Genomic DNA, 20,988 nt, shown 5'->3' on the forward strand with positions numbered 1-20,988 from the left:
CCTCATCTCTTTCTCCCATGAGCCGGGTCGACCGGGTGATTCGCGACCCCCAGTCACCGAATCGCCCAAACGACCCGGCCCCGCTCACCGATGAGGTGATGCGTTTCGAGCGTGCCATGGGTCCCGCGGCATCACCAGGGCGCACGGGGCGCGCGCATGGGGCGCGAACAGTTCACGCACTCCCCCCGGCTCGCCACTCCGACGGCGACTTCGACCGAGCCGAGCCGGCGGGTCCCCCGTCAGGTGGCGGCGCCGAGGGTGGCCGGGGTGTCGCCGGTGATGGCGATCGGGCCGTCGCGATCGGTTCTCAGCACGACCGCGCCCAGGGCGCGGAGGGTGATGACCGTGCGGGCCGAGGGGTGGCCGTAGGGGTTGCCGGCGCCGACGCTGATCAACGCCAGTCTGGGGCGGACCCGGGCGAAGAGCGCCGGGTCCTGGTAGGAGGAGCCGTGGTGGGCGACTTTGAGGACGTCCACCCGGGGCAGGCCGGGGTTCTCGGTCAGCAACCGGTCCTGTATGTCGGGTTCCAGATCGCCCATCAGCAGCAGGGTCAATCCGGCGGCGTGCACGAGCAGTGCCACGCTGGCGTCGTTCGGATCGTCGGGCGGCAGCCCGTCCGGGTCGGCCGGCGGCCAGAGCACCTGCCACTGGAGCGGGCCGATGCCCCGCCGCTCGCCCGCGGCGGCCCGCACCATGGGGACCCGGGCGGCCGCCGCCTCCCGCCGGACCTCGGCGGCCTGGCCGACGGGTTCGCCGATGACCGTCGTCTCGATCGCGCCCACCGTCCGGCCGTGCAGCACCCCGGGCAGGCCGTCCACATGGTCGGCGTGGAAGTGGGTCAAGATGAGCAGCGGGATGGTGCGCACCCGCAGGTCCCGCAGGCAGTGGTCCACCTTCGCCGGATCGGGCCCCGCGTCCACCACCACCGCAGCGCCGGGCCCGGCCGACAGCGCGAGCGCGTCCCCCTGACCGACATCGCACATCGCGAACCGCCACCCCGCCGGCGGCCACCGCGCCACCCACCGGGGCATGGGCAGCGGACGCAGCAGGGCGAGCAGCAGCAGGAGCGCGCAGGCCGCCGCCGGCCAAGGGCGGTACGGCAGCCGCCTGCCGGCCACCACCAGGGCGACCGTCACCACCGCGAGCAGGGCGGCGCCCGTACCGCCACCGGGCCAGCCGATCTGCGCGCCCGGCAACGCGGCACCCCGCCGGGCCACCAGCGCGATCCACTGGGCCGGCCAGCCCGCGCACCAGGCCAGGGCGTGCCCGGCGGCCGGGGCGACCGGAGCGGCGAGCAGCGCGGCGAAGCCGAGGACCGTGGCCGCCCCCACCGCGGGCTCGGCCAGCAGGTTGCACGGCACCCCGACCAGACTCAGCCGGGCCGACAGCAGCACGATCACCGGTCCGCACACCGCCTGCGCCGCCGCCGCAGCCGCGAGCCCCTCCGCCAACCGCACCGGCACCCCGCGCGCCCGCAGTGCCGCGCTCCAGCGCGGGGCGAGCGTCAGCAGCGAACCGGTCGCCAGCACGGAGAGCACGAAGCCGTACGACCGGGCCAGCGCCGGCTGGTACAGCACCAGCAGGAGCACGGCGGCGGCCAGCGCGGGGAGCAGGGATCTGCGCCGGCCGGTACCGATGGCCAGCAGCGTGACCAGACCGCACACGGCGGCCCGCAGCACGCTCGGCGAGGGGCGGCACAGCAGGGTGAAGCCCAAGGTGAGGGCCACCCCGGCGCACGCCGTCCACCGCAGCGGCAGCCCCAAGGAGGCGGCCACGCCTCTCCGTTCGGCTCTGATCGCCTGGCCGGGCGGCCCGATCAGGAGGATCAGCACCAGCGTGAGGTTCGCCCCCGAAACGGAGGTCAGATGAGCCAGGTCGGTGGCCCGGAAAGCCGCCGCGAGGTCCTGGCCGAGTGCGGAGGTGTCGCCGACCACCAGTCCCGGCAGCAGTTGCCGGGCGTCCTCGGGCAGCGGGGCGGCGGCGTCCCGCAGGCCGGCGCGAAGGCGGCCGGCGACCCGCTGGGCCCGGTCCGGCGGCGCGGTGACGCTCGGCGGGCCCCGCACCCGCAGCACGGCGGCGACATCGTCGTCCCGCGGTCCTGGCGGCGCGAACCGCCCGGTCACGGCGACCCGCGTGGACGGCACCAACCGCAGCCACTCCGGGGCGAACTCACCTGCGAGCAGCACCACCGGCGTTCGCATCCGGGTCGCCCCCACCCGCTCGGCGGTCGCCCGCACCACCACGGTCCGCGGTGTCCCCACCACGAACGGGTCGCCGTCCACCCGCACGATCACCTCGCCGACCGCCCGCTGCCCGGCCAGCTTCGGCACCGGGCCCCGGGTCAGGTCCGCCCGCCACAGCGCCGCCGCGCCCGCCGCCACGGCTCCGCACAGCACCACGGCGACCACCGCAGGCCACACCCCGGGCCGCCGCCACAGCAACGGACCGGCCACCACGGCCGCCGCGGCGACCACCGCCAACGCCCCCAACACCTGCGGCAACCCCGGCGTCCCCACCACACCGGACCCGACCACCGCCGCCGCCCCCCACGCGGCCAGCGCCGGCCCCGCCAGCCGCAGGTCGACGGGCCCTTCCTGCCGAGGGTTCGACGCCCCCAGCGGCGAGGCGGCAGCAGCGTGCACCGCCGCGCGCTCCCTGTTCCCCCACCCACTACCCCCCGCCTCCGGCCCAGCCGGGCCCGCTGGGTAGGCCGCGTCCGGCAAGGCCGCCGGTTCCGCGAAGGCCGCCGCGTCCGCCGGTTCCGCGAAGGCCGGTGAGAGCGACGAGGCTGACGAGGGCGGTGCGGCCGACGGGACCTCCGACTCCTGAACCGTCCCGTCCACCCCCGCAACCGCCCCGCCCGAGGTGCCGTCCAGCCTCCGGCCCCCCGCGCCACGCCTCACCCCGGCACCCCGCCCGGCCAACTCCCCGGCCCTGTCCGACCCGCCCCGCTGCCCGTCCCCCCGGCCGACCGCCCCGCCCGTGCCTTGGCCGGACCGCCAACCGCGATCATGTCCAACGCCCCTGTCGTCATCGCCGCCCGAGGGCCCGCCCGGCTCTCGACCGCCACTTGCCCCGCCTGGCCCGCCCGCCGCGGCTCGGCGGGCTTCCTTCCGTCTCCCGCGATGGCCGGTCATGGGCGGACCAGGGGCTGGAGGGTGGCGAATTTGCGGGGGCCGATGCCTGGGATCTGGCGGAGCTGGGCCGGGGAGGTGAAGCCGCCGTGCCGGGTGCGGAAGTCGAGGATGTGTTGGGCCAGTACGGGGCCGACGCCCGGGAGGGATTCGAGTTGGGCGGCGGTCGCGGAGTTGAGGCTCAGCGGGGGTCCCGTTCCCGTCCCGGCGCCGGAGGAGCCGCCGGGGTCAGCGGGGTCGGCCGGGGCGGGAGCGGCGGGCGGGGTGACGCCGACGAGAATCTGTTCGCCGTCGCTGATCTGCCGGGCGAGGTTGAGGGCCGTGGTGTCGGTGCCGGGCAGGGGGCCGCCGGCCGCGGCCAGTGCGTCTGCGACGCGGGATCCCCCGGGAAGGCGGCGCAAGCCGGGCCGCGCGACCTTGCCCGCGATATCCACGGTGACCTTCGGGGGCGCCTTGGAGGGCGGGGCGGATCCCGCCGCCGGGGTCGGGGCCGCGAGAGCCGCGGCCACCGGCGGTGGCACCCCGACGGCTCGTGGCCGGCCCACCCAGTAGTGCTGGAAGGCGAGCCCGGCGGCGACGACGAGGACCACCCCCAGCGCCAGGACCGTCCTGAACTCCAGCCCGCACCTGACAAAAAGCCACTGCCGCAGCCGGCCCACACGTCCCCCGGAGAACTCCCGCGTCCCGGGCACCCGCACCACCGGATCCGCCACTTCCGGCACCACCGGATCCGCCACTTCCGGCGCCACCGCCCCGCCGCCGAAGAGCGCACCCGCCCGCTCCCGCAGCCGCTCCGCCGCCTCCGACTTGCCCCCGCCCCGAACCGCGGCACGCCCCGGCCCGGTCCACGCGTTCGGCCCGCCCGGTCCGCTCGGACCGCCTTGCCCGCTGAGCACGCCCGGCGCAGCAGCTTTGTCCGGCCCGTCCAGCCTGGCGGATCCGCTCAATTCGTTCAATTGCCTCAATGAGTTCATGCACTCGATGCTGGACCGGATCACCGGCTGAAAACGAGCCGCACCGAAATCTGTGGAAAACCCTCCCCTGTGGATAACTCGCCCACACCCACCCAAAGATCAGTACGGTGAGATCACCACGCCGAGCAGCCCGGGCCCGGCATGCGCCCCGATCACCGCCCCCACCTCACCCACCACCAGATCGCCCAGCCCCGGCACCCGCTCCCGCAACCGGTCCGCGAGCACCGCGGCCCGCTCCGCCGCCCCGAGGTGATGCACCGCCACATCCACCCGCCGGGTCCCCGCCTCCCCCACCACGATCTCCTCCAGCCGGGTGATCGCCTTGGAAGCCGTACGGACCTTCTCCAGCGGTTCGATCCGACCGTCCACCAGCCGCAGCAGCGGCTTCACCGCGAGCGCCGAGCCGAAGAGCGCCTGGGCCGCGCCGATTCGACCACCCCGCCGGAGGTAATCGAGAGTGTCGACATAGAAGTACGCCGAGGTGTCGGCCGCCCGCTTCTCCGCCGCCGCCACCACCTCGTCGGCCGTTCCGCCGCTCTCCGCGGTCTCGGCGGCCGCCAGCACGGTGAAGCCCAGCGCCATCGCGACCACACCGGTGTCGACCACCCGGACCGGCACCGGAGCGTCCTTGGCGGCGACGAGCGCGGCGTCGTAGGTACCGGAGAACTCGGCGGACAGATGAAGGGAGACGATGGCCTCCGCGCCGGACGCCGCCACGGACGCGTAGACGGCGGCGAATTCGGCGGGGCTCGGGCGGGAGGTGGTGACGGGACGGCGCCGTTGCAGGGCGCGGGAGACGGCGAAGGCGGAGATTTCGGTGCCCTCTTCGAGGGCTTCGTTCCCGATGACCACCGTGAGGGGCACGACCGAGATGTCGTGCCGGGTCAGCGCCTCCGGTGCCAGATAGGCCGTGGAATCCGTGACGATGGCGACTTGCGGGGACATGAGCGGGAGGTTACCCGGCAGCAGGTCGGGGGGACAGTTCGGGCTCGCGTACCGCCGCGCTCACCCGGGCGTCGACTGGTGGGGCGTCGCTTGTTCGCCCTACTCTTGATCGCCCGCCGCAGGGCCTCCGCCAGGCGTAACGCATCCTCCGCCAGCCACGACGCGTCCCCCGCCGGGCGTCACCGCGGGGACCTGGTGCGGCCCCGCACCTCGCCCGGCCGCGCGCCCCCGCCGGAATCGGGCCCCGCCCGGTCCGCTCCGGCTCAGCCCGCCCGGGCCACCCCCCGCGGCCCGCCCGGGCCACCCCCACACCCACCACGGGCCACCCGGCCCGCCGTGGTCGACCGCCGGGCGCCGACCCTCAATCCCCCGGGCCGCCGAAATTGCCGGTCGGGCCCAACTTGCCGGGCGACTCGACGCCGCGCCCGTCGCCCCCTCGGGCCCCGAACAGCCGGCGCCCGAGTCCGGAGCCGGGCGCCGGTCCGGGCCCCGGCCGCACTTCCCCTGCCTCTCGCGCCTCTCTTGCCTCCCTTGCCTCTCCCGACTCCACCGGCGCCCAGTGCCGCAGTGCCCCGGCCTCCAGGTCGACCTCGCGGGTCAGCGCGGAGAGCTCGTCGTCGGCGAAGCGGCGGGCCCGGTCCTGGGCGGCCCAGCGCAGGGAGTCGGCGGAGCGGGTGATGCTGTGGGCGCGGGCGGTGAGATCGGGCAGGCGGTTGGCGATCCGGGCCCGGTCCGGCTCCTGTTCGAGCATCTTCAGCTCGGTGTCGAGGGCGAACGCGTGGTCGCTGAGCCGGTGGAGCAGACCCGCGGCCTCGGCGAGCGAGGCGTCCTCGGCGCCGTCGGCCTCCAGCGCCTGGAAGGTGCTGTCGATGGAGTTCCGCAGCTCCAGCCGGAGCCGGACCAGTTCTCCCGCCGGGCCGACGACGGTGTAGCGGCGGGCCCGCAGCCTGCCGTCCTCCATCACCCGCCGGGCCTGGGCGGTGCCCTTCCGGAAGCGCTGTTTGACCGTGCGGACCGTTCGAACCGTCGCCATCAGGGCCAGCGACACGAAGACCGCGAAGAACACGAAAAGCAGGAGCAGAATGATGCCTGCGGTCTCCATGGGCAACCTCCAGTCCGGGGCACTGCGGCGGGCCGCGAACGGCCTCCCTCCACCGTAACCGCAAGGGGCAAGCCCAGGGATCCCCGCGATCCCCGAGCCTGCCCTGACAACGCCCCCGAAGCCGGCACCGCCCGACCCCAGCTCCGGCCCCGGCGCACCAGCCCAGCCCAGCCCAGCCCTGCCCGCTCAGCCGGACCGGACCAGACCCCTCAGACGACGATGTTCACCAGCTTCGGCGCCCGCACGATCACCTTCCGCACCTCCGCCCCGCCCAGCGCGGCGACCACCGCCGGGTCGGCCAGCGCCGCCGCCTCCAGATCGGCGTCGGAGACGGTCGGCGCCACCTCCAGGCGCGCCTTGACCTTGCCCTTGATCTGGACCACGCACGTCACCGTCTCGTCCTGCACCAGCGCCGGGTCGGCGACCGGGAAGGGCTCGTGGGTCAGCGACCCGGAGTGGCCCAGCCGGGACCAGAGCTCTTCCGCGATGTGCGGGGCCAGCGGCGCGATCAGCAGCACCAGCGGCTCGACGACCGAGCGCGGCACCCCGCCCGACGCGCTCCGCGTCAGGTGGTTGTTGAGTTCGGTGATCTTCGCGATCGCGGTGTTGAACCGCAGCGCGGCCAGGTCGCCGGTCACCCCGTCGATCGCCTTGTGCAGCGCTCGCAGCGTCGCCTCGTCGGGCTCGGTCTCCACCACGGTGACCTCGCCGGTCGCCTCGTCGACGACATTGCGCCACAGCCGTTGCAGCAGCCGGTACTGGCCGACGACCGCCCGGGTGTCCCACGGCCGGGACACGTCGAGCGGGCCCATCGCCATCTCGTACAGCCGCAGCGTGTCGGCGCCGTACTCCGCGCAGATCTCGTCGGGCGTGACCGCGTTCTTCAGCGACTTGCCCATCTTGCCGAGCAGCCGGGAAACCGGCTCACCCTGGTGGTAGTAGGCGCCGTCCCGCTCCTCGACCTCGGTGGCCGGCACCGCGATCCCGCGCGCGTCGCGGTAGACGAACGCCTGGATCATGCCCTGGTTGTAGAGCTTGTGGAAGGGCTCGAAGGACGAGATGTGGCCCAGGTCGTAGAGGACCTTGTGCCAGAAGCGCGCGTACAGCAGGTGCAGTACGGCGTGTTCGGCGCCGCCGACGTACAGGTCGACACCGCCGGCCGGCTGCCCCTCGCGCGGTCCCATCCAGTACGTCTCGGCCTCCGGGGAGACCGCCTGCTCGCTGTTGGCCGGGTCCAGGTAGCGCAGCTCGTACCAGCAGGAACCCGCCCAGTTGGGCATGGTGTTGGTCTCGCGCCGGTAGCTGCGCACACCGTTGCCGTCGCCCAGGTCCAGTTCGACGGTGACCCAGTCCTCGTTGCGGGACAGCGGGGTCTCCGGGGAGGTGTCCGCGTCGTCCGGGTCGAAGGTGCGGGGGCGGTAGTCGTCCACCTCGGGCAGTTCGACGGGCAGCATCGAGTCGGGCAGCGCGTGGGCGGTGCCCTCCTCGTCGTAGACGATCGGGAAGGGCTCGCCCCAGTACCGCTGGCGGCTGAACAGCCAGTCGCGCAGGCGGTAGTTGACGGTGCCCTCGCCGATGCCCCGCTCGGTCAGCCAGGCGGTGACGGCGGCCTTGGCGTCGACCACGCCCAGGCCGTTCAGGCTCAGCTCGTCGTTGGCCGAGTTGATGATCTTCGCGTCATAGGACACGAAGGCGTCGTCCCAGGTCGACGGGTCGGTGCCGCGGCCGTCGGTCGGCTCGACCACCGGGCGCACCGGCAGTTCGAAGGCGCGGGCGAAGGCGAAGTCGCGGACGTCGTGCGCGGGCACGGCCATGATCGCGCCGGTGCCGTAGCCCATCAGCACATAGTCGGCGATGAAGACGGGGACCGGCTCAGCGCTGACCGGGTTGACGGCGAAGGCGCCGGTGAAGACGCCGGTCTTCTCCTTCGCCTCGGCCTGCCGCTCCACGTCGGACTTGGTGGCGGCCTGCTTGCGGTAGGCGGCGACCGCCTCGGCGGGCGTGGCGTGGCCGCCGGTCCACACCTGGTGCGTGCCCTCGGGCCAGGCGGCCGGGACGATGGGGTCGACCAGCTCGTGCTCGGGCGCCAGCACCATGTAGGTGGCGCCGAACAGGGTGTCCGGGCGGGTGGTGAAGACGGTGATCGCGTGCTCCCCGGCACCGACACCGCCGCCCACTCCGACTCCGGCACCGGCACCGCCGACTCCGGCACCGCCGTGCGCCGCGCCGCCGTGCCCGCCGTCGGCGCCGCGCACCGGGAAGTCCACCCGGGCGCCCTCGCTGCGGCCGATCCAGTTCCGCTGCTGGAGCTTGATCGCCTCGGGCCAGTCCAGCGCGTCCAGGTCGGTCAGCAGCCGGTCGGCGTACGCGGTGATGCGCATCTTCCACTGGCGCAGATTGGCCTTGAAGACCGGGAAGTTGCCGCGCTCGGAGCGGCCGTCGGCGGTGACCTCCTCGTTGGCCAGTACGGTGCCCAGGCCCGGCGACCAGTTGACGGGCGACTCGGCCACGTACGCCAGCCGGTAGTCGCTCAGTACGTCGGCCCGCTCGGGCCCGGTCAGCGCGGCCCACGGCCTGCCGTCCGGGGTCGCCCGTACGCCCTCGTCGAACTGGCGGACCAGCTCGTCGATGGGGCGCGCCCGGTCGGCGTCGGGGTCGTACCAGGAGTTGTAGATCTGCAGGAAGATCCACTGCGTCCAGCGGTAGTAGTCGGGGTCGATGGTGGCGAAGGAGCGGCGGCGGTCGTGGCCCAGGCCCAGCCGGCGGAGCTGCGCCTTCATGTTGACGATGTTGGCCTCGGTCGAGGCCCGCGGATGAGTGCCGGTCTGCACCGCGTACTGCTCGGCGGGCAGCCCGAAGGCGTCGAAGCCCAGCGTGTGCAGCACGTTGTGGCCGGTCATCCGCTGGTGGCGGGCGTAGACATCGGTGGCGATGTAGCCCAGCGGGTGCCCCACGTGCAGGCCCGCACCCGAGGGGTACGGGAACATGTCCATGATGAATTTCTTGGGCCGGGCGGCCAGCTCGGGCGCCGAGTTCAGCTCGCCGCTGGGGTTGGGCGCGGCGAAGGAGCCGTGCTCGTCCCAGTAGTCCTGCCAGCGCTCCTCGATCTCCGCGGCCAGCGCGGCCGTGTAGCGGTGGGGCGCAGCCGTCTCGGGGGTCGGGGTGGTGTCGCTCATCGTCCTCGGTACTCCATCGATGTCGTGACGGCAGCGCCGCCGGTGAGTCCGCGGCGGAAACAAAAAAGCCCCCCGCGCAGGAGGGGTGCCGCACTGACGTCGCTCGTGGTCAGCGCGGCTCGCTCAGCAGAAGGCTCACAGCTCGCATGCACTCAGGTTACCGCAGCACCCCGGGGCGCCGCACCGAGGATCCCCGGGCGGTTCAGGGCAGCGGCCCCCGCCGGTGGGCGCGGCCCGGCCGCACCCGAGGGCCGGGGAACGGCCGAGTCCGGCCGCCGGGGACCGGTGGCCGGACTCGTTTCTGGCTCTCCCGGGCGGCGGACCGCCCGGGAGGTGGAGCCGAGGGTTCAGCGGTTGTTCTTCGGCAGCGACGAGGTGACGTAGCCCTTGGCGGGGGTACCCACACCGGTCACGTCGTCGTAGCCCGGCGTGGCGTGCAGCGAGGCGTCCACACCCAGGGTGCGCAGCGACGTGATGAGACCGTCGGAGGCGTCGAAGGAGTTGGCGTAGTCGACCCGGACGACCCCGATGCCCTGACCCTGACCCAGCGGGTGGTCGGTGACGTCGTGGTAGGCGGACGTGCCGTACTGGTTGTAGATCAGCGGGTTGGCGAAGCCGATCGCGATGCCGTGCCGCGCCTGCTGGGCGAGCGCCTGCACGGCCGAGATCACCGGCGCGGCGAGCGAGGTGCCGCCGATCCGGTACTCGCTGTACTGGAGCGACCCGTCGGGGAAGGCCTGGGTCTGACCGACGAGGAAGCCGGTGTTGGGGTCGGCGACCGCGGAGATGTCGGGCTCGACCCGCTGCTTGACGGTGCCGCCGTTGGCCAGCGACAGCGCGTCGGGCACGACGCCCGCCTGGTAGAAGGGCTGCGCGTAGAGCTGGCTGGTGCCGCCGCCCGCGCCGGAGGTGTACGGGCCGGGGAAGCCGGTCCAGGTCTTGCCGTCCGCGGACAGCACCGACTTCTCGGTGCCCCAGCCGGTCTCCCACTCGTACTTGTCGTTCTTGCCGACCGCGAGCGAGGTGCCGCCGACCGAGGTGGCCCACGGGGAGTTTCCGGGCGTGTCGGCCTGCTTCACACCGGTGGACGCGACGTTGTCGCCGTTGTCACCGGAGGAGAAGTAGAAGCCGATGCCCTCGACCGCGCCCTGCTGGAAGACCTGGTCGTAGGCCGCGGCCACGTCCGGGGTCTCGTTGGCCTCGACGTCGCCCCACGAGTTGGAGACGATGTCGGCGAGGTGGTTGTCGACCACCTTGCTCAGCGCGTCGAGCAGGTCGTTGTCGAAGCAGGAGGCGCCGCCGACGTAGACGATGTCCGCGTCGGGCGCGACCGCGTGCACGGCCTCGACGTCGAGCGTCTCCTCGCCGTACCAGCCGGCCGCCCCGCAGTCGTCGGTGCTGTTGTAATCAGTGGGCAGCACCTGGGAGAGCTGGCCCTTCTTGTACTTCTGGTCGCCGTTGGCCTTGGCGTACTGCGCCGCGTCCTGGGCGATGTACGGCGAGGCGTACGCGTCGGTGATCGCCACCGTCACGCCCTTGCCGGTGTACTTGCCCGCGCCGTAGGCGGCACGGAGCTGCTCGCCCGTGTAGCCCTTGATGGTGTACGGGGCCTTGCTGCCGTACGCGCTGGGCAGGCTCTTGTCGGTCTTGGAGCCGTAATACGTCGAGAAAGGCCCGGAGTTGCGGAACACCGCCTCCGGGGGCGGCAGGGTGTCGTCGTGGCTGGACTTCTTCGGCGCGTTGTCCAGGCCGGTGACGGTGAGTACGGCGCCCTGGAGCGAGGCCGGCGCGGAGGCCGTACCCGTCGGAGCGCGGTAAGTGTGGCCGCTCTTGGTGTAATTGTGAAGCTGGGTGCCGAACGCCTTCTCGGCGGCCGACACATCACCCGTGACGGTGATGTAGTGCTGGTTGGACCCGGTCACCTTGAGGCCGGCCGACCGCAGCCAGTTGGTGACCTCGGCTATCTGCGACGCGGTGGCGCCGAAGCGCGACTGGGTCTGGGCCGAGGACAAGTAGTGCCCGTAGTTCGCCGAGTTCGGGTCCGATACGGCCTTGGCGTACGCGGCGAGCCCTGCGGCGTCCTTGCCGGCGAGGTAGACCCTTGCGGTCACCTTGCTGGAGTCGGCCGTGGCACCCCGGTCCGCGGCGGCGGTCGCCCACTGGGGCTTGGTGCCCTTCAGGAGTTGACGTCCCTGCGAGGTGTCGGCCGTGGCCGACTGCGCGCCCAGGACGAGGGCACTGGCGACCAGCGGCAACGCCGCCGCGGCCACCAGTCCCACGCGGGTTCTCTTGCGCTCAAGTCTCATGAAACCCCCATGCGAAGCGAGTTGCAGCATGATGCGGTGTCGCCGCCATTGCCGCTATGCGTACGGCTGGTACCGCAGAGCGATACTCTTTCGCTGATCAGTTCATGCCAGGGGCATGGTTTACCCAAGAGAAGGTCAAGGAACGGTCGGGTCCGCCGTCGCGGCGGCATGGCGGAGCGGCTCGCACACACACCGTCAACCCCGCTGTCCTTTATGCCCGTTGCGGACTCTCGTGCTCCGTTTCCACCTCACCGGGCCGACGCTAGCAGCGCCTTGCCCGCCTCAACAGATCACGTTTGTTGGGGATGTGGCGATACGTCGAACGTACGACGCAAGGCGTCGCCGCTTGAGCGGTCGCGAGAGCGGAGTGGGGAAACCCCCAGCCCTCAGCGCGGGCCGGTGGTCCGGCGACGACAGCAACTGCCCCTTCGGGCCGGTGGCGACGCGCGGGACGCGTCATGCCTGAGCGCGCGGTTCCCCGCGCCCCTGACGGGGCACCGCCGGTGCGGCGCACCAACCGCTGACGGCAACCCCGGCGGGCCCCCGAGGGGTGCCCCACCTGACCCTGGACGCCAGCCCCCTAGTGCCGAGAAGGGGGTGCGGGTGGCGAAGCCCCCGCCACGCGAGGCGAAGCCGAGCACAACACAACGAGGGTGAACCGGGCTCGCGCTGTCCACGAGCACACTTCACCCTCATCCGAGTGGAGCTACGGGGAATTGAACCCCGGACCTCTTGCATGCCATGCAAGCGCTCTACCAACTGAGCTACAGCCCCGCGTCTTCGGGTGGTGTGCCCGGCGACTTGGGGTACTTTACACGGCTCGCGGGGTGGTTCGGCAAATCGGTTTCCGGCCCGCGTAAGGCCGTTCGACCTCGGTCTTCGCGCCCACCCCTGGAGGTCCCACGGAACTCCCCGGTGCTTCCCCGAAGGCCCCCGGAGGTCCGCCCGGCACGGGTTCGCCCGCCGCGGCAGAGTTCATGAAGCCTCAACATTCCGCGGCCCGCCATCGGGTTACGGTATGCCCGGCCGACCGCCACGCCGGCCGGCCGTACGCCGAGCTGGGAGGCCGCCGTGACCACCGCGTTCGACCCCGTCGACCTGGGTGGGCTGCGGCTGCCCAACCGGATCGCCATGGCGCCGATGACCCGCAGCCGCGCCTTCGGGCCGGGGCTGAGCCCGACGGACGCCGCCGTCGCGTACTACGCGCAGCGGGCCTCCGCCGGGCTGATCATCACCGAGGGCACCCAGCCCTCCGCCGCGGGCCAGGGCTACCCGGACACCCCGGGACTGCACAGCGCCGCGCAGGTCGCGGCCTGGCGGAAGGTCACCGACGCGGTGCACGCGGCCGGCGGCCGGATCTTCGTCCAGCTCATGCACACCGGCCGGATCGGCCACCCCACCGTGACCCCGGAGGGGCTAATCCCGGTCGGCGCCTCCGCCGTCGCGGCCAGCGGCCGGATCTACACCGCGGCCGGCGCCCAGGACTACGTGGTCCCGCGCGAACTGGACGAGGACGGTATCCGGCGGACCATCGCCGATCACGCCGCCGCGGCCCGCCGCGCGATCGAGGCCGGCTTCGACGGGGTCGAGGTGCACGCCGCCAACGGCTATCTCGCCCACCAGTTCCTCGCCCCCAGCTCCAACCTCCGCACCGATGCCTGGGGCGGTGGTCCGGAGGGCCGCGCCCGCTTCGCCGCGGAGCTGGTCCGGGCGGTGGCCGACGCCGTCGGCGCCCACCGGACGGGGCTGCGGATCTCCCCCGGCAATCCGCTCGGCGACATCGACGAGCCCGACCCGGAGCCGACCTATCTGGCGCTGCTGCGGGCCCTGGAACCGATCGGCCCGGTGTATCTGCACATCACGGAGACCGGCGACCGGGCGCTGACGCTCGAACTGCGCAAACGGTTCAGCGGCGTGGTGATCCTCAACGCCCGCACGGAGGGCCGCCCCTCGGGCCCGCAGGAGCTGGCGCTGATCGAGGACGGCACCGCGGACATCCTCTCCTACGGCGCCCTCTTCCTCGCCAACCCCGACCTCCCCCGCAGGCTCCGCGCGGGCGGCCCGTTCAACGTCCCGGACCGGGCCACGTACTACGGCGGCGACGAGCGCGGCTACACCGACTACCCGGCCCTGGCGGACTGACCGCCGAAAGAGCCGCGGGCGCTCAGGCCCCCGCGCGCCGGCCGGATCAGCCCGGCACCCGCCGGCTCAGGCCCGCGCCCGCCGCCGGCTCCCCACACCCGCCGCCCCGGACACCAGCGCACCGGCCACCGAGACCGCCGTCAACGCCACCGTCGTCACCGCGAAGGCGTGCGCCGAGGGATGCGGGCCGGGTACGCCGAGCCGGTTCAGGAACAGCGTGCCCAGCGTCGCCACCCCGATGAGCTGCCCGATCTGGGTGACCGTGGCCAGCAGGCCGCTGGCGTCGGCGGCGTCCTGCGGGACGACCTTCATCAGGGCGAGCGTGAAGGTCGGACCGAAGGCCATGCCCAGGCCGAGGCCGAGGGTGAGGAAGGTCAGGTAGAGCCAGATACCGCCGTCGCCGCCACCGCGCAGCGCCAGCCCGAGACCGGCCAGCGACCCGGCGGATATCAGCAGCCCCACCGGCGCGAGCCAGGGCCGCCAGCCCACCGGCAGCCGCCGCCAGGTCAGCCCGAACCCGCCGAAGGTCACCGCGCAGGCCACGAAGGTGAGGCCGGTGTGCAGCGCGCTGAAGCCGAGCCCGGTCTGGAGGTGCAGCGCCACCGCGAAGAGGAAGCCCGCGTTGATCGCCATCGCCAGCATGATCACGACGACCGACGCCGTCATACCGGGTGCCCGCAGCACCCGGGGGGAGACCAGCGGCGCCCCGCCCCGCCGGGCCAGCCGGCCCTCGATGACGGTGAAGACCCAGAAGGCGGCCGCGCTCAGGCCGAGGCACACCCAGCCCCACACCGGCCAGCCCTCCTCCTGGCCGAGGACCAGCGGCACCGTGAAGAGGGTGACCGCGGCGGCCAGTACGATCAAGCCCGGCAGGTCCAGGCCGCGCCGCCGCTCGGGCGCGCTGCGCACGTCGGCGGGCAGCACCTTGGGCGCGAGCACCAGCAGGGCCAGGCCGATCGGCACATTGACCAGGAACACCGGCCGCCAGCCGGTGCCGAAGAGGTCGGCGCTGACCAGCACCCCGCCGAGCGACTGGCCGAGCGCGGCGCCCGAGGCGACCACCGCCGAGTAGACGCTCATCGCCTTGGTACGGGCCTCACCGGTGAAGTTGAGCTGGAGCAGGCTCAGCACCTGCGGAATCATCAGGGCCGAGCCGGCGCCCTGGACGAACCGGAAGCCGATCAGCTCTCCGGTGTTCTGGGCGAGCCCGCAGGCCAGTGAGGCGACGGTGAAGACCGCGAGCCCGGTCATGAAGAGCCGCCGGTGCCCCAGCAGGTCGCCGAGCCGGGCGCCGGTGATGAGCAGTACCGCGTACGCGATGGTGTATCCGGCGATCACCAGTTGCAGCCCGGCGCCGGAGGCGTGCAGGTCGGTACGGATGGTGGGCGCGGCGACGTTGACGATGAAGACGTCCAGGAGGGCCATGAACTGGCCCACCAGGATGGTGGCGAGCAGCAGCCCGGACCGCGGCCCCGCCGCACGCGCGCCCCCGGCGCCGACCGGGCCCCGCCCGGGAGAGACGGGTTCGAGAGCGGCGGTGGCGGACGACCCGCGACCGCTGATGTGATCGTTCATGATGCCAGCATGCGGTCGGCGCGGTACCGGTAACGAGAGCCCGCTGATGCTGGTACCAGCACTACCTGGCACAGGCGGCGGCCTGCGGTGACTATGGGAAGCATGCCCCCGTCGCAGTCCGCCCGCCGCATCGAGCTCTCCGCCTATCTCCGCAGCCGCAGGGCCCGTATCTCGCCCGAGGACGTCGGCATGCCGCCGGGGCTCCGACGCCGTACGCCGGGGCTGCGGCGCGAGGAGGTGGCGCAGCTCGCCGGGGTCGGTGTGACCTGGTACACATGGCTTGAGCAGGGCCGCCCGATCAACGCGAGTGTGCAGGTGCTCGACGCGGTCTCCCGGGTCCTCCAGCTCGACGTGACCGAACGCGAGCACCTCTACCGGCTGGCCGGCATTCCGTTCGTCCATGAGCCGGTCTCGGAGGAGGGCGCGCTCGGGCCTGAGGTGCTGGGGGTGCTGGAGGCGCTCAATCCGCTGCCGGCCAGCGTCTACAACGCCCGCTACGACGTGGTCGCCTCGAACGCCACCTATCGGCTGCTGTGGCCGATGACCGCGCTGGTGGAGCCCCGGCAGCGCAATGTGCTCTACAAGCTGTTCACCGTGCCCGGCTGCTGCTCGACCTTCGTCAACAGCGCGGAGGAACTGCCCTGGATGGTGGCGCAGCTGCGCCGCGACTACGGCCGCCACGTCGGCGAGCCGGCCTGGGAGTCGTTCATCGCCCGGCTGATCGGGGAGAGCGCGGAGTTCGCCCGGCTGTGGGCCAACGGCGACGTGGCCGCGCCGGGCAGCCATGTGAAGGTCTTCCGGCACGCCGAGATCGGGCTCATCAACCTGACGTCGATCTCGCTGAGCATCGACGGTCGGGCCGAGCACCGGATCGTGACCTTCACTCCCGTCACGGTGGAGGACGCGCGGCAGATCGAGCGGCTGCGGGAGATCCCCGACCCGCTGGTCGGCTGCGCGCTGCACGGCCGCCCGCTCTCCGAACTGTTCGCCGGAGCGGAATCCGCGCGGACCGCGCGGCTGGCGCCCCTCCCCGGCTGAGGGGCCGTGGCGAGCGGCCCGTCAGAACCGGTTGAACGGGCCGGGCCTGGCGTCCGTGCTAAGTGGTGCCGAAGGTGATCCGGTAGTAGCAGCCGCCCTTGCAGGACATGGTCGCCGCGTCGTCGAAGGCGTAGGAGTACGCGTACGGTTCGGCCTTCTTGAAGACCTGGGTGTAGTCGACGGGCCACTTGGCCGGTACGCAGTTGTCCCGGCCGGCCCAGGCGCCACGGCAGCAGTAGGTGTCGCCACCGAAGGCGGCGCAGGGCGGCTTGCAGCCGATGACCTGGCCGCCGTTGGTGGCCCGCATGGCGCTCGGGCAGTTCACCGGCGAGGTGCAGACGCCCTTGTAGCAGCCAGCGGAGCTGATCGGGTCGGTGGTCACCGAGTGCGAGATGTTGATGTACATCGGCAGGTTGGACCCGTCGACCATGCTCACATCGTAGAAGTCGAGGTTGTCGAAGCTGTTGAAGGTGAACTCGCCGAGCGTGGTCGGGGTGGTCGGCCCGCCGCAGTGGGTGGTGCAGTCACCGGTCAGGCAGGAGCCGCTGGCGTCGGTGTCACAGCCGGTCCGGCCCCAGATGCGGCCGCCCCAGGAGTTGCCGACCGTCAGCGAGGTGCTCTGCCCCGGCTGGAGTTCGCGACCCGCCGGATAGGCCGGTGAGTTGGTGACGACGGCCCAGATGGTCTGCTGGGTGGTGTTGACGATGGTGATCGAACGGTCGGAGCCCGTCGGCGCCTTGGCGGGCGGCGCTCCGGGCGCTCCGGTGGGCTTGGGCTGACCCGACTGGCCGGGTTCGCCCGGCTGGTTGGAGGCCTTCGGCTTGGTGATGCCGTGGCCGGCCCGGCCCGCGGAACCGAGCGGGGTCGTCCTGACCGTCGCGGACGGGCTGGGACGGCCGCTGGTGGGCGTCGCCGGCACCGAACCGTCCGGGGCGGGGCTCGTCGAGACGGTGGACGCGTCGCGGCCGGCCTGATCGCCGTGCTCGCCGGGCGGCGTGGCCACCCAGTAGATGAGCAGGGTCGCCGCCGCCGCGGCGAAAACGGCCAGCCATCCCCGCGCCGACCTCGCCCGATGCCGCCTGCGTTTCATCGTGTGCCTTCCGCCTCTGTCTCCGGTTCCGTCTCCGGCGTTTCGACCCCGTGCACAGGAGACCCCCCGGTCAGGCCCCGGATAACACTTTTTCGCCGACCCCGCGGTGGAGGTGCGTCCGGTGTATCAGGTGCGTCAGGTGCGTCAGGAGTAGGTGTACGCGCCGGGAAGTGTGGTGGTGCCGCCCGCGATGGTGACGGTGATGGTCACCTTGGTGCCGCCGGACCGCGGTCCCAGGGTGGGGGCCACGGCGTTGAGCGTCTGGATGACGCTGACGGTGTTGGATCCGCTGCTGGCCACATAGACGTTGAGCCCAAGGACACCCGCCGCCGAGGCCAGCGGCTGGATCCCCACCGGGACCGTCAACACCGCCCGAACGATCACCGGAGCCGCCAACGCGACGGCGGACTGCGGCCGTTGCGGGAGTCCGGTCGGCGACGTATGCGTTGCGCCCATCTTGCACCTGCCATTCAACGGGCCCCGGTTCGGGGCGGCGGAGCCGCGCTGTCCCCGCGGATCGGCGGCAACAAGCCTGTCGCGCCCTGGAATGCCTCCGCTTCGAGCCGCTGCGCCATTCGGGTGGTGCGCTGTCAGAGCCGTTGTGGCGTCCTCACTCCGCTGGCTTACTTGTCTCATCGATCCGGTGGGCCGCCCATCTTCTCCGGGAAGTGGCGTTCGGCCTTCGCGTTGATCCATCTCGATACCCACCCGGATGTGGTGTGGTCACAGCGCCTGGCATGAGCCCCGTCATGGGATCGCGGATCCACCAGCCGGCGGAATCCGGTCCGCCCGCGGTTCCCGCGTCTCCTCACACCCGCGTTCCAAATGAAGGAAAACGAAGGAAACAGCCATGCCTATCTCCCCCAACCAGGGATCCACCGGCGGCGGCACCGTCGTCACTATCACCGGCACCAACCTGAGCGGCGCCAGCGCCGTGCGCTTCGGTACGAAGCTGGCCACCATCACGGCCAACACGCCCACCTCGGTCACGGTCACCTCTCCCTCCGGCGCCGGCACGGTTCCGGTGACGGTGACCACGCCCGGCGGCACCAGCAACCCGCTGTCGTTCTTCTACGTCGGCGCGCCGTTCAAGTCCAGCATCAGCCCGACCTCCGGCGTCACCGCCGGCGGCGACACCGTCACCATCAACGGCACCGGCCTGTCCACCGCGACCTCGGTGCACTTCGGCGCGGCCACCGCGACCCCCACCGTGGTCAGCGACGCCCAGCTCACCGTGACCGCCCCGGCCGGCGCAGCCGCCGGCCCGGTCGGCGTCAGCGTCACCACCGCCGGCGGCACCAACAACGGCCTCTCCTACACCTACATCGACGCGCCCACCATCGGCACCCCGGTCCCCGCCTCAGGACCGACCTCCGGCGGAACAGTGGTGACCATCCCGGGTACCGCCCTCACCACAACCCAGTCGGTCACCTTCGGCGGCGTCCCCGCCCCGTTCAGCGTCCTCAACGACACCACCGTCACGGCGTCCACCCCGCCCGGAACCGCGGGCGCCCAGGACATCGTGGTCACCACCAGCGGCGGCACCGCAACCGGCACCGGCGCCTTCACCTACCTCGCCGGCCCCGGCATCTGACCACCCCCGAGGAACGCCCGCCCAGGCCCGCGGTCCCCGCGCGCCTGGGCGGGTTCAGCCCTGCCCGGCGGACTCCGCCGCCTCGACCGGCCTCGCGGATACCGCCCCACCCCTTGTCATATGCCGTCATAGGTGGACTACTTCGCATAACGAACATTCGCGGGATTGACGGGACAGGACCGGCCGAAACACTCCTCATCCGTCGGCCCGATGGATTCAAGGAGCCCCCCATGCCCGTCTCACCGAACCAGGGATCCACCGGCGGTGGAGACGCGGTGACCCTCACCGGCACCCACTTCACCGGCACCACCGGCGTGCGCTACGGAACCCGCCAGGCCACCAGCTTCACGGTCCTCAACGACACCACCACCGCCACCATCACCCCCTCCGGGCAGGGCGCCGTGCCCGTCTCGGTGACCACCCCCGGGGGCACCGGGGTCGTCGGCACCTTCTACTACCTGCCGCCGCCCAAATTCCGCATCATTGCCCCCAGCGCGGGCCCCCTCGCGGGCGGCAACACCGTGATCCTCTCGGGCCTCGGCCTGTACACCACGCTCGAGGTGCGATTCGGCACGCAACTGGCGGCGTTCACCGTCGACTCCGACGGGCAGCTCACCGTGATCGTCCCGGCAGGTATCGCGGTCGGCCCGGTGACCGTGACCGTACGCACCAGGGGCGGTATCGCCGGCGGGGTCACCTACACCTACCTCGGCGCCCCCGCCATCACGGTCGTCACCCTCGACTCGGGACCCGTGGGCGGCGGCGATCTCGTCGTCATCACGGGGACCGGCTTCTCCTACGCCACCGCTGTCTCCTTCGGCGGCACACCCGTCATCTCCTACCGGGTCGCCTCGGACACCGAGATCGACGCCGTGGTACCCGCCGGTGCGCTCGGCCCGGTCAGTGTCACCGTCACCACCCTCGGCGGCACCACCACCGCAGCGGGCGCCTACACCTACCTGGGGAGCTTCGCGGTGCTCGGCGGGGCGTCCGTCACCAACACCGGCCTGTCGACCATCACGGGGGACCTGGGGGTGAGCCCTGGAGTGTCCGTCACCGGATTCCCGCCCGGCCAGGTGGTGAACGGGGCCATCCACGTCTCGGACGCGGCAGCGGCGGCGGCCCACGCCGATCTCGCCGCGACGTACGCGGACGCGGCCGGCCGGCCCCAGACCGCGGCCATCTCCGGGGACCTCGGCGGCCTCACACTGACGCCCGGCGTCTACCGGGCGCCCTCCTCCATCGGGCTCACCGGCACACTGACCCTGGACGCCCAGGGAGACCGCAACGCCAAGTGGGTCTTCCAGATCGGGTCGACGCTGACGACGGCGACCGCCAGCAGCGTGGTCCTAGTCAACGGCGCGACCGCCCGTAACGTCATCTGGCAGATCGGGAGTTCGGCCACCCTGGGCACCGGCACCGCCTTCACCGGCCGGATCCTGGCCGCGACGTCGATCACCGTGACCACCAGCGTGACCGTCAACGGCCAGACACTGGCCCGCGACGGCTCGGTGACCCTGGACACCAACACCATCACCCGCCCCTGGTGAGCTGAGGCGCGGCGGCGGACGGCGGCGGCTCTCCGGCTTCGGTGCTCCGGGCGCCTCCGCCGCGCTGCCCGGCGCGCGAGCCCCACCTCATGAACCGCTCCCGCAAGCGCTCGACCAATTGGGTGAGTCCACGTCAAAGCTGTTGCGGGCCCCTTCACTCCCATGGATTAGTAGTCAGGTCCGATCCGGTGAACCGCCCGATCTCCCCGGGGGAACACCGGTCGGCTCGCCCACGCACCATCCTGGACGTCCGGCCAGGGGCGCCGGCGCTCACAGCGCCGCGACGGACTGTCTCCCGCCAGAGGACTTCGCACCCGCGAGCGGCGGTCCCCGCCCCGCGTGTGCCGGGTTCCCGGCCACCC

General features: G+C 72.6%; 13 protein-coding genes and 1 tRNA gene. 4 read left to right on the top strand and 10 right to left on the bottom strand.

Annotation, left to right across the window (positions count from 1 at the left end):
* Positions 1 to 239: 239 nt before the first annotated feature.
* The 7 genes from OG519_RS09920 to OG519_RS09950 form a co-directional block, all read right to left on the bottom strand.
* Positions 240 to 2,642, bottom strand: a complete 2,403-nt coding sequence (locus tag OG519_RS09920; RefSeq protein WP_405581417.1) for a ComEC/Rec2 family competence protein — start codon at positions 2,640 to 2,642, stop codon at positions 240 to 242.
* Between the two features lie 491 nt (positions 2,643 to 3,133).
* Complete coding sequence (locus tag OG519_RS09925) at positions 3,134 to 4,108, bottom strand: helix-hairpin-helix domain-containing protein (RefSeq protein WP_405581420.1); 975 nt, start codon at positions 4,106 to 4,108, stop codon at positions 3,134 to 3,136.
* Positions 4,109 to 4,207: 99 nt separating this feature from the next.
* Positions 4,208 to 5,053: a DegV family protein gene (locus OG519_RS09930; protein ID WP_405581423.1), complete on the bottom strand. Its 846-nt coding sequence runs from the start codon at positions 5,051 to 5,053 to the stop codon at positions 4,208 to 4,210.
* A gap of 361 nt (positions 5,054 to 5,414) precedes the next feature.
* Entirely contained in the window at positions 5,415 to 6,155 is a 741-nt protein-coding gene (locus OG519_RS09935; RefSeq protein WP_405581426.1) for a hypothetical protein, read from the bottom strand.
* Positions 6,156 to 6,364: 209 nt separating this feature from the next.
* Positions 6,365 to 9,331, bottom strand: a complete 2,967-nt coding sequence (leuS, locus tag OG519_RS09940) for a leucine--tRNA ligase (protein ID WP_405581429.1) — start codon at positions 9,329 to 9,331, stop codon at positions 6,365 to 6,367.
* A 347-nt stretch (positions 9,332 to 9,678) separates the two neighbouring features.
* Entirely contained in the window at positions 9,679 to 11,637 is a 1,959-nt protein-coding gene (locus OG519_RS09945) for a protease pro-enzyme activation domain-containing protein (protein WP_405581432.1), read from the bottom strand.
* A 701-nt stretch (positions 11,638 to 12,338) separates the two neighbouring features.
* Positions 12,339 to 12,411 (bottom strand) — tRNA-Ala (locus OG519_RS09950).
* 297 nt (positions 12,412 to 12,708) lie between these two features.
* On the opposite strand from OG519_RS09950, the gene OG519_RS09955 reads away from it, so the two are divergent.
* Positions 12,709 to 13,779: an alkene reductase gene (locus tag OG519_RS09955; RefSeq protein ID WP_405581435.1), complete on the top strand. Its 1,071-nt coding sequence runs from the start codon at positions 12,709 to 12,711 to the stop codon at positions 13,777 to 13,779.
* A gap of 66 nt (positions 13,780 to 13,845) precedes the next feature.
* On the opposite strand, the gene OG519_RS09960 is transcribed toward OG519_RS09955, so the two are convergent.
* On the bottom strand, positions 13,846 to 15,354 hold the full coding sequence (locus OG519_RS09960) for an MFS transporter (protein WP_405581436.1): 1,509 nt from the start codon (positions 15,352 to 15,354) through the stop codon (positions 13,846 to 13,848).
* Between the two features lie 102 nt (positions 15,355 to 15,456).
* On the opposite strand from OG519_RS09960, the gene OG519_RS09965 reads away from it, so the two are divergent.
* The gene (locus OG519_RS09965) at positions 15,457 to 16,392 is read left to right on the top strand and encodes a helix-turn-helix transcriptional regulator (RefSeq protein WP_405581439.1); all 936 of its coding nucleotides are present in this window, start codon (positions 15,457 to 15,459) and stop codon (positions 16,390 to 16,392) included.
* 58 nt (positions 16,393 to 16,450) lie between these two features.
* Here the strand turns inward: OG519_RS09965 and OG519_RS09970 are convergent, their stop codons facing one another.
* Both OG519_RS09970 and OG519_RS09975 read right to left on the bottom strand, forming a co-directional pair.
* A complete protein-coding gene (locus OG519_RS09970) occupies positions 16,451 to 17,482 on the bottom strand; it encodes a thaumatin family protein (RefSeq protein ID WP_405581442.1) in 1,032 nt (343 codons plus the stop codon).
* A gap of 144 nt (positions 17,483 to 17,626) precedes the next feature.
* Positions 17,627 to 17,938, bottom strand: coding sequence for a hypothetical protein (locus OG519_RS09975; protein ID WP_405581445.1), 312 nt, complete (start codon positions 17,936 to 17,938; stop codon positions 17,627 to 17,629).
* Between the two features lie 394 nt (positions 17,939 to 18,332).
* Here OG519_RS09975 and OG519_RS09980 point away from each other — a divergent pair, with 394 nt between their 5' ends.
* Positions 18,333 to 19,076, top strand: a complete 744-nt coding sequence (locus OG519_RS09980; protein WP_405581447.1) for an IPT/TIG domain-containing protein — start codon at positions 18,333 to 18,335, stop codon at positions 19,074 to 19,076.
* A gap of 230 nt (positions 19,077 to 19,306) precedes the next feature.
* The gene (locus OG519_RS09985; protein WP_405581450.1) at positions 19,307 to 20,626 is read left to right on the top strand and encodes an ice-binding family protein; all 1,320 of its coding nucleotides are present in this window, start codon (positions 19,307 to 19,309) and stop codon (positions 20,624 to 20,626) included.
* The last annotated feature ends 362 nt before the right edge of the window (positions 20,627 to 20,988 follow it).

This window comes from Streptomyces sp. NBC_01190 (assembly GCF_045039895.1).
In the GTDB taxonomy this organism is placed as follows: domain Bacteria; phylum Actinomycetota; class Actinomycetes; order Streptomycetales; family Streptomycetaceae; genus Actinacidiphila.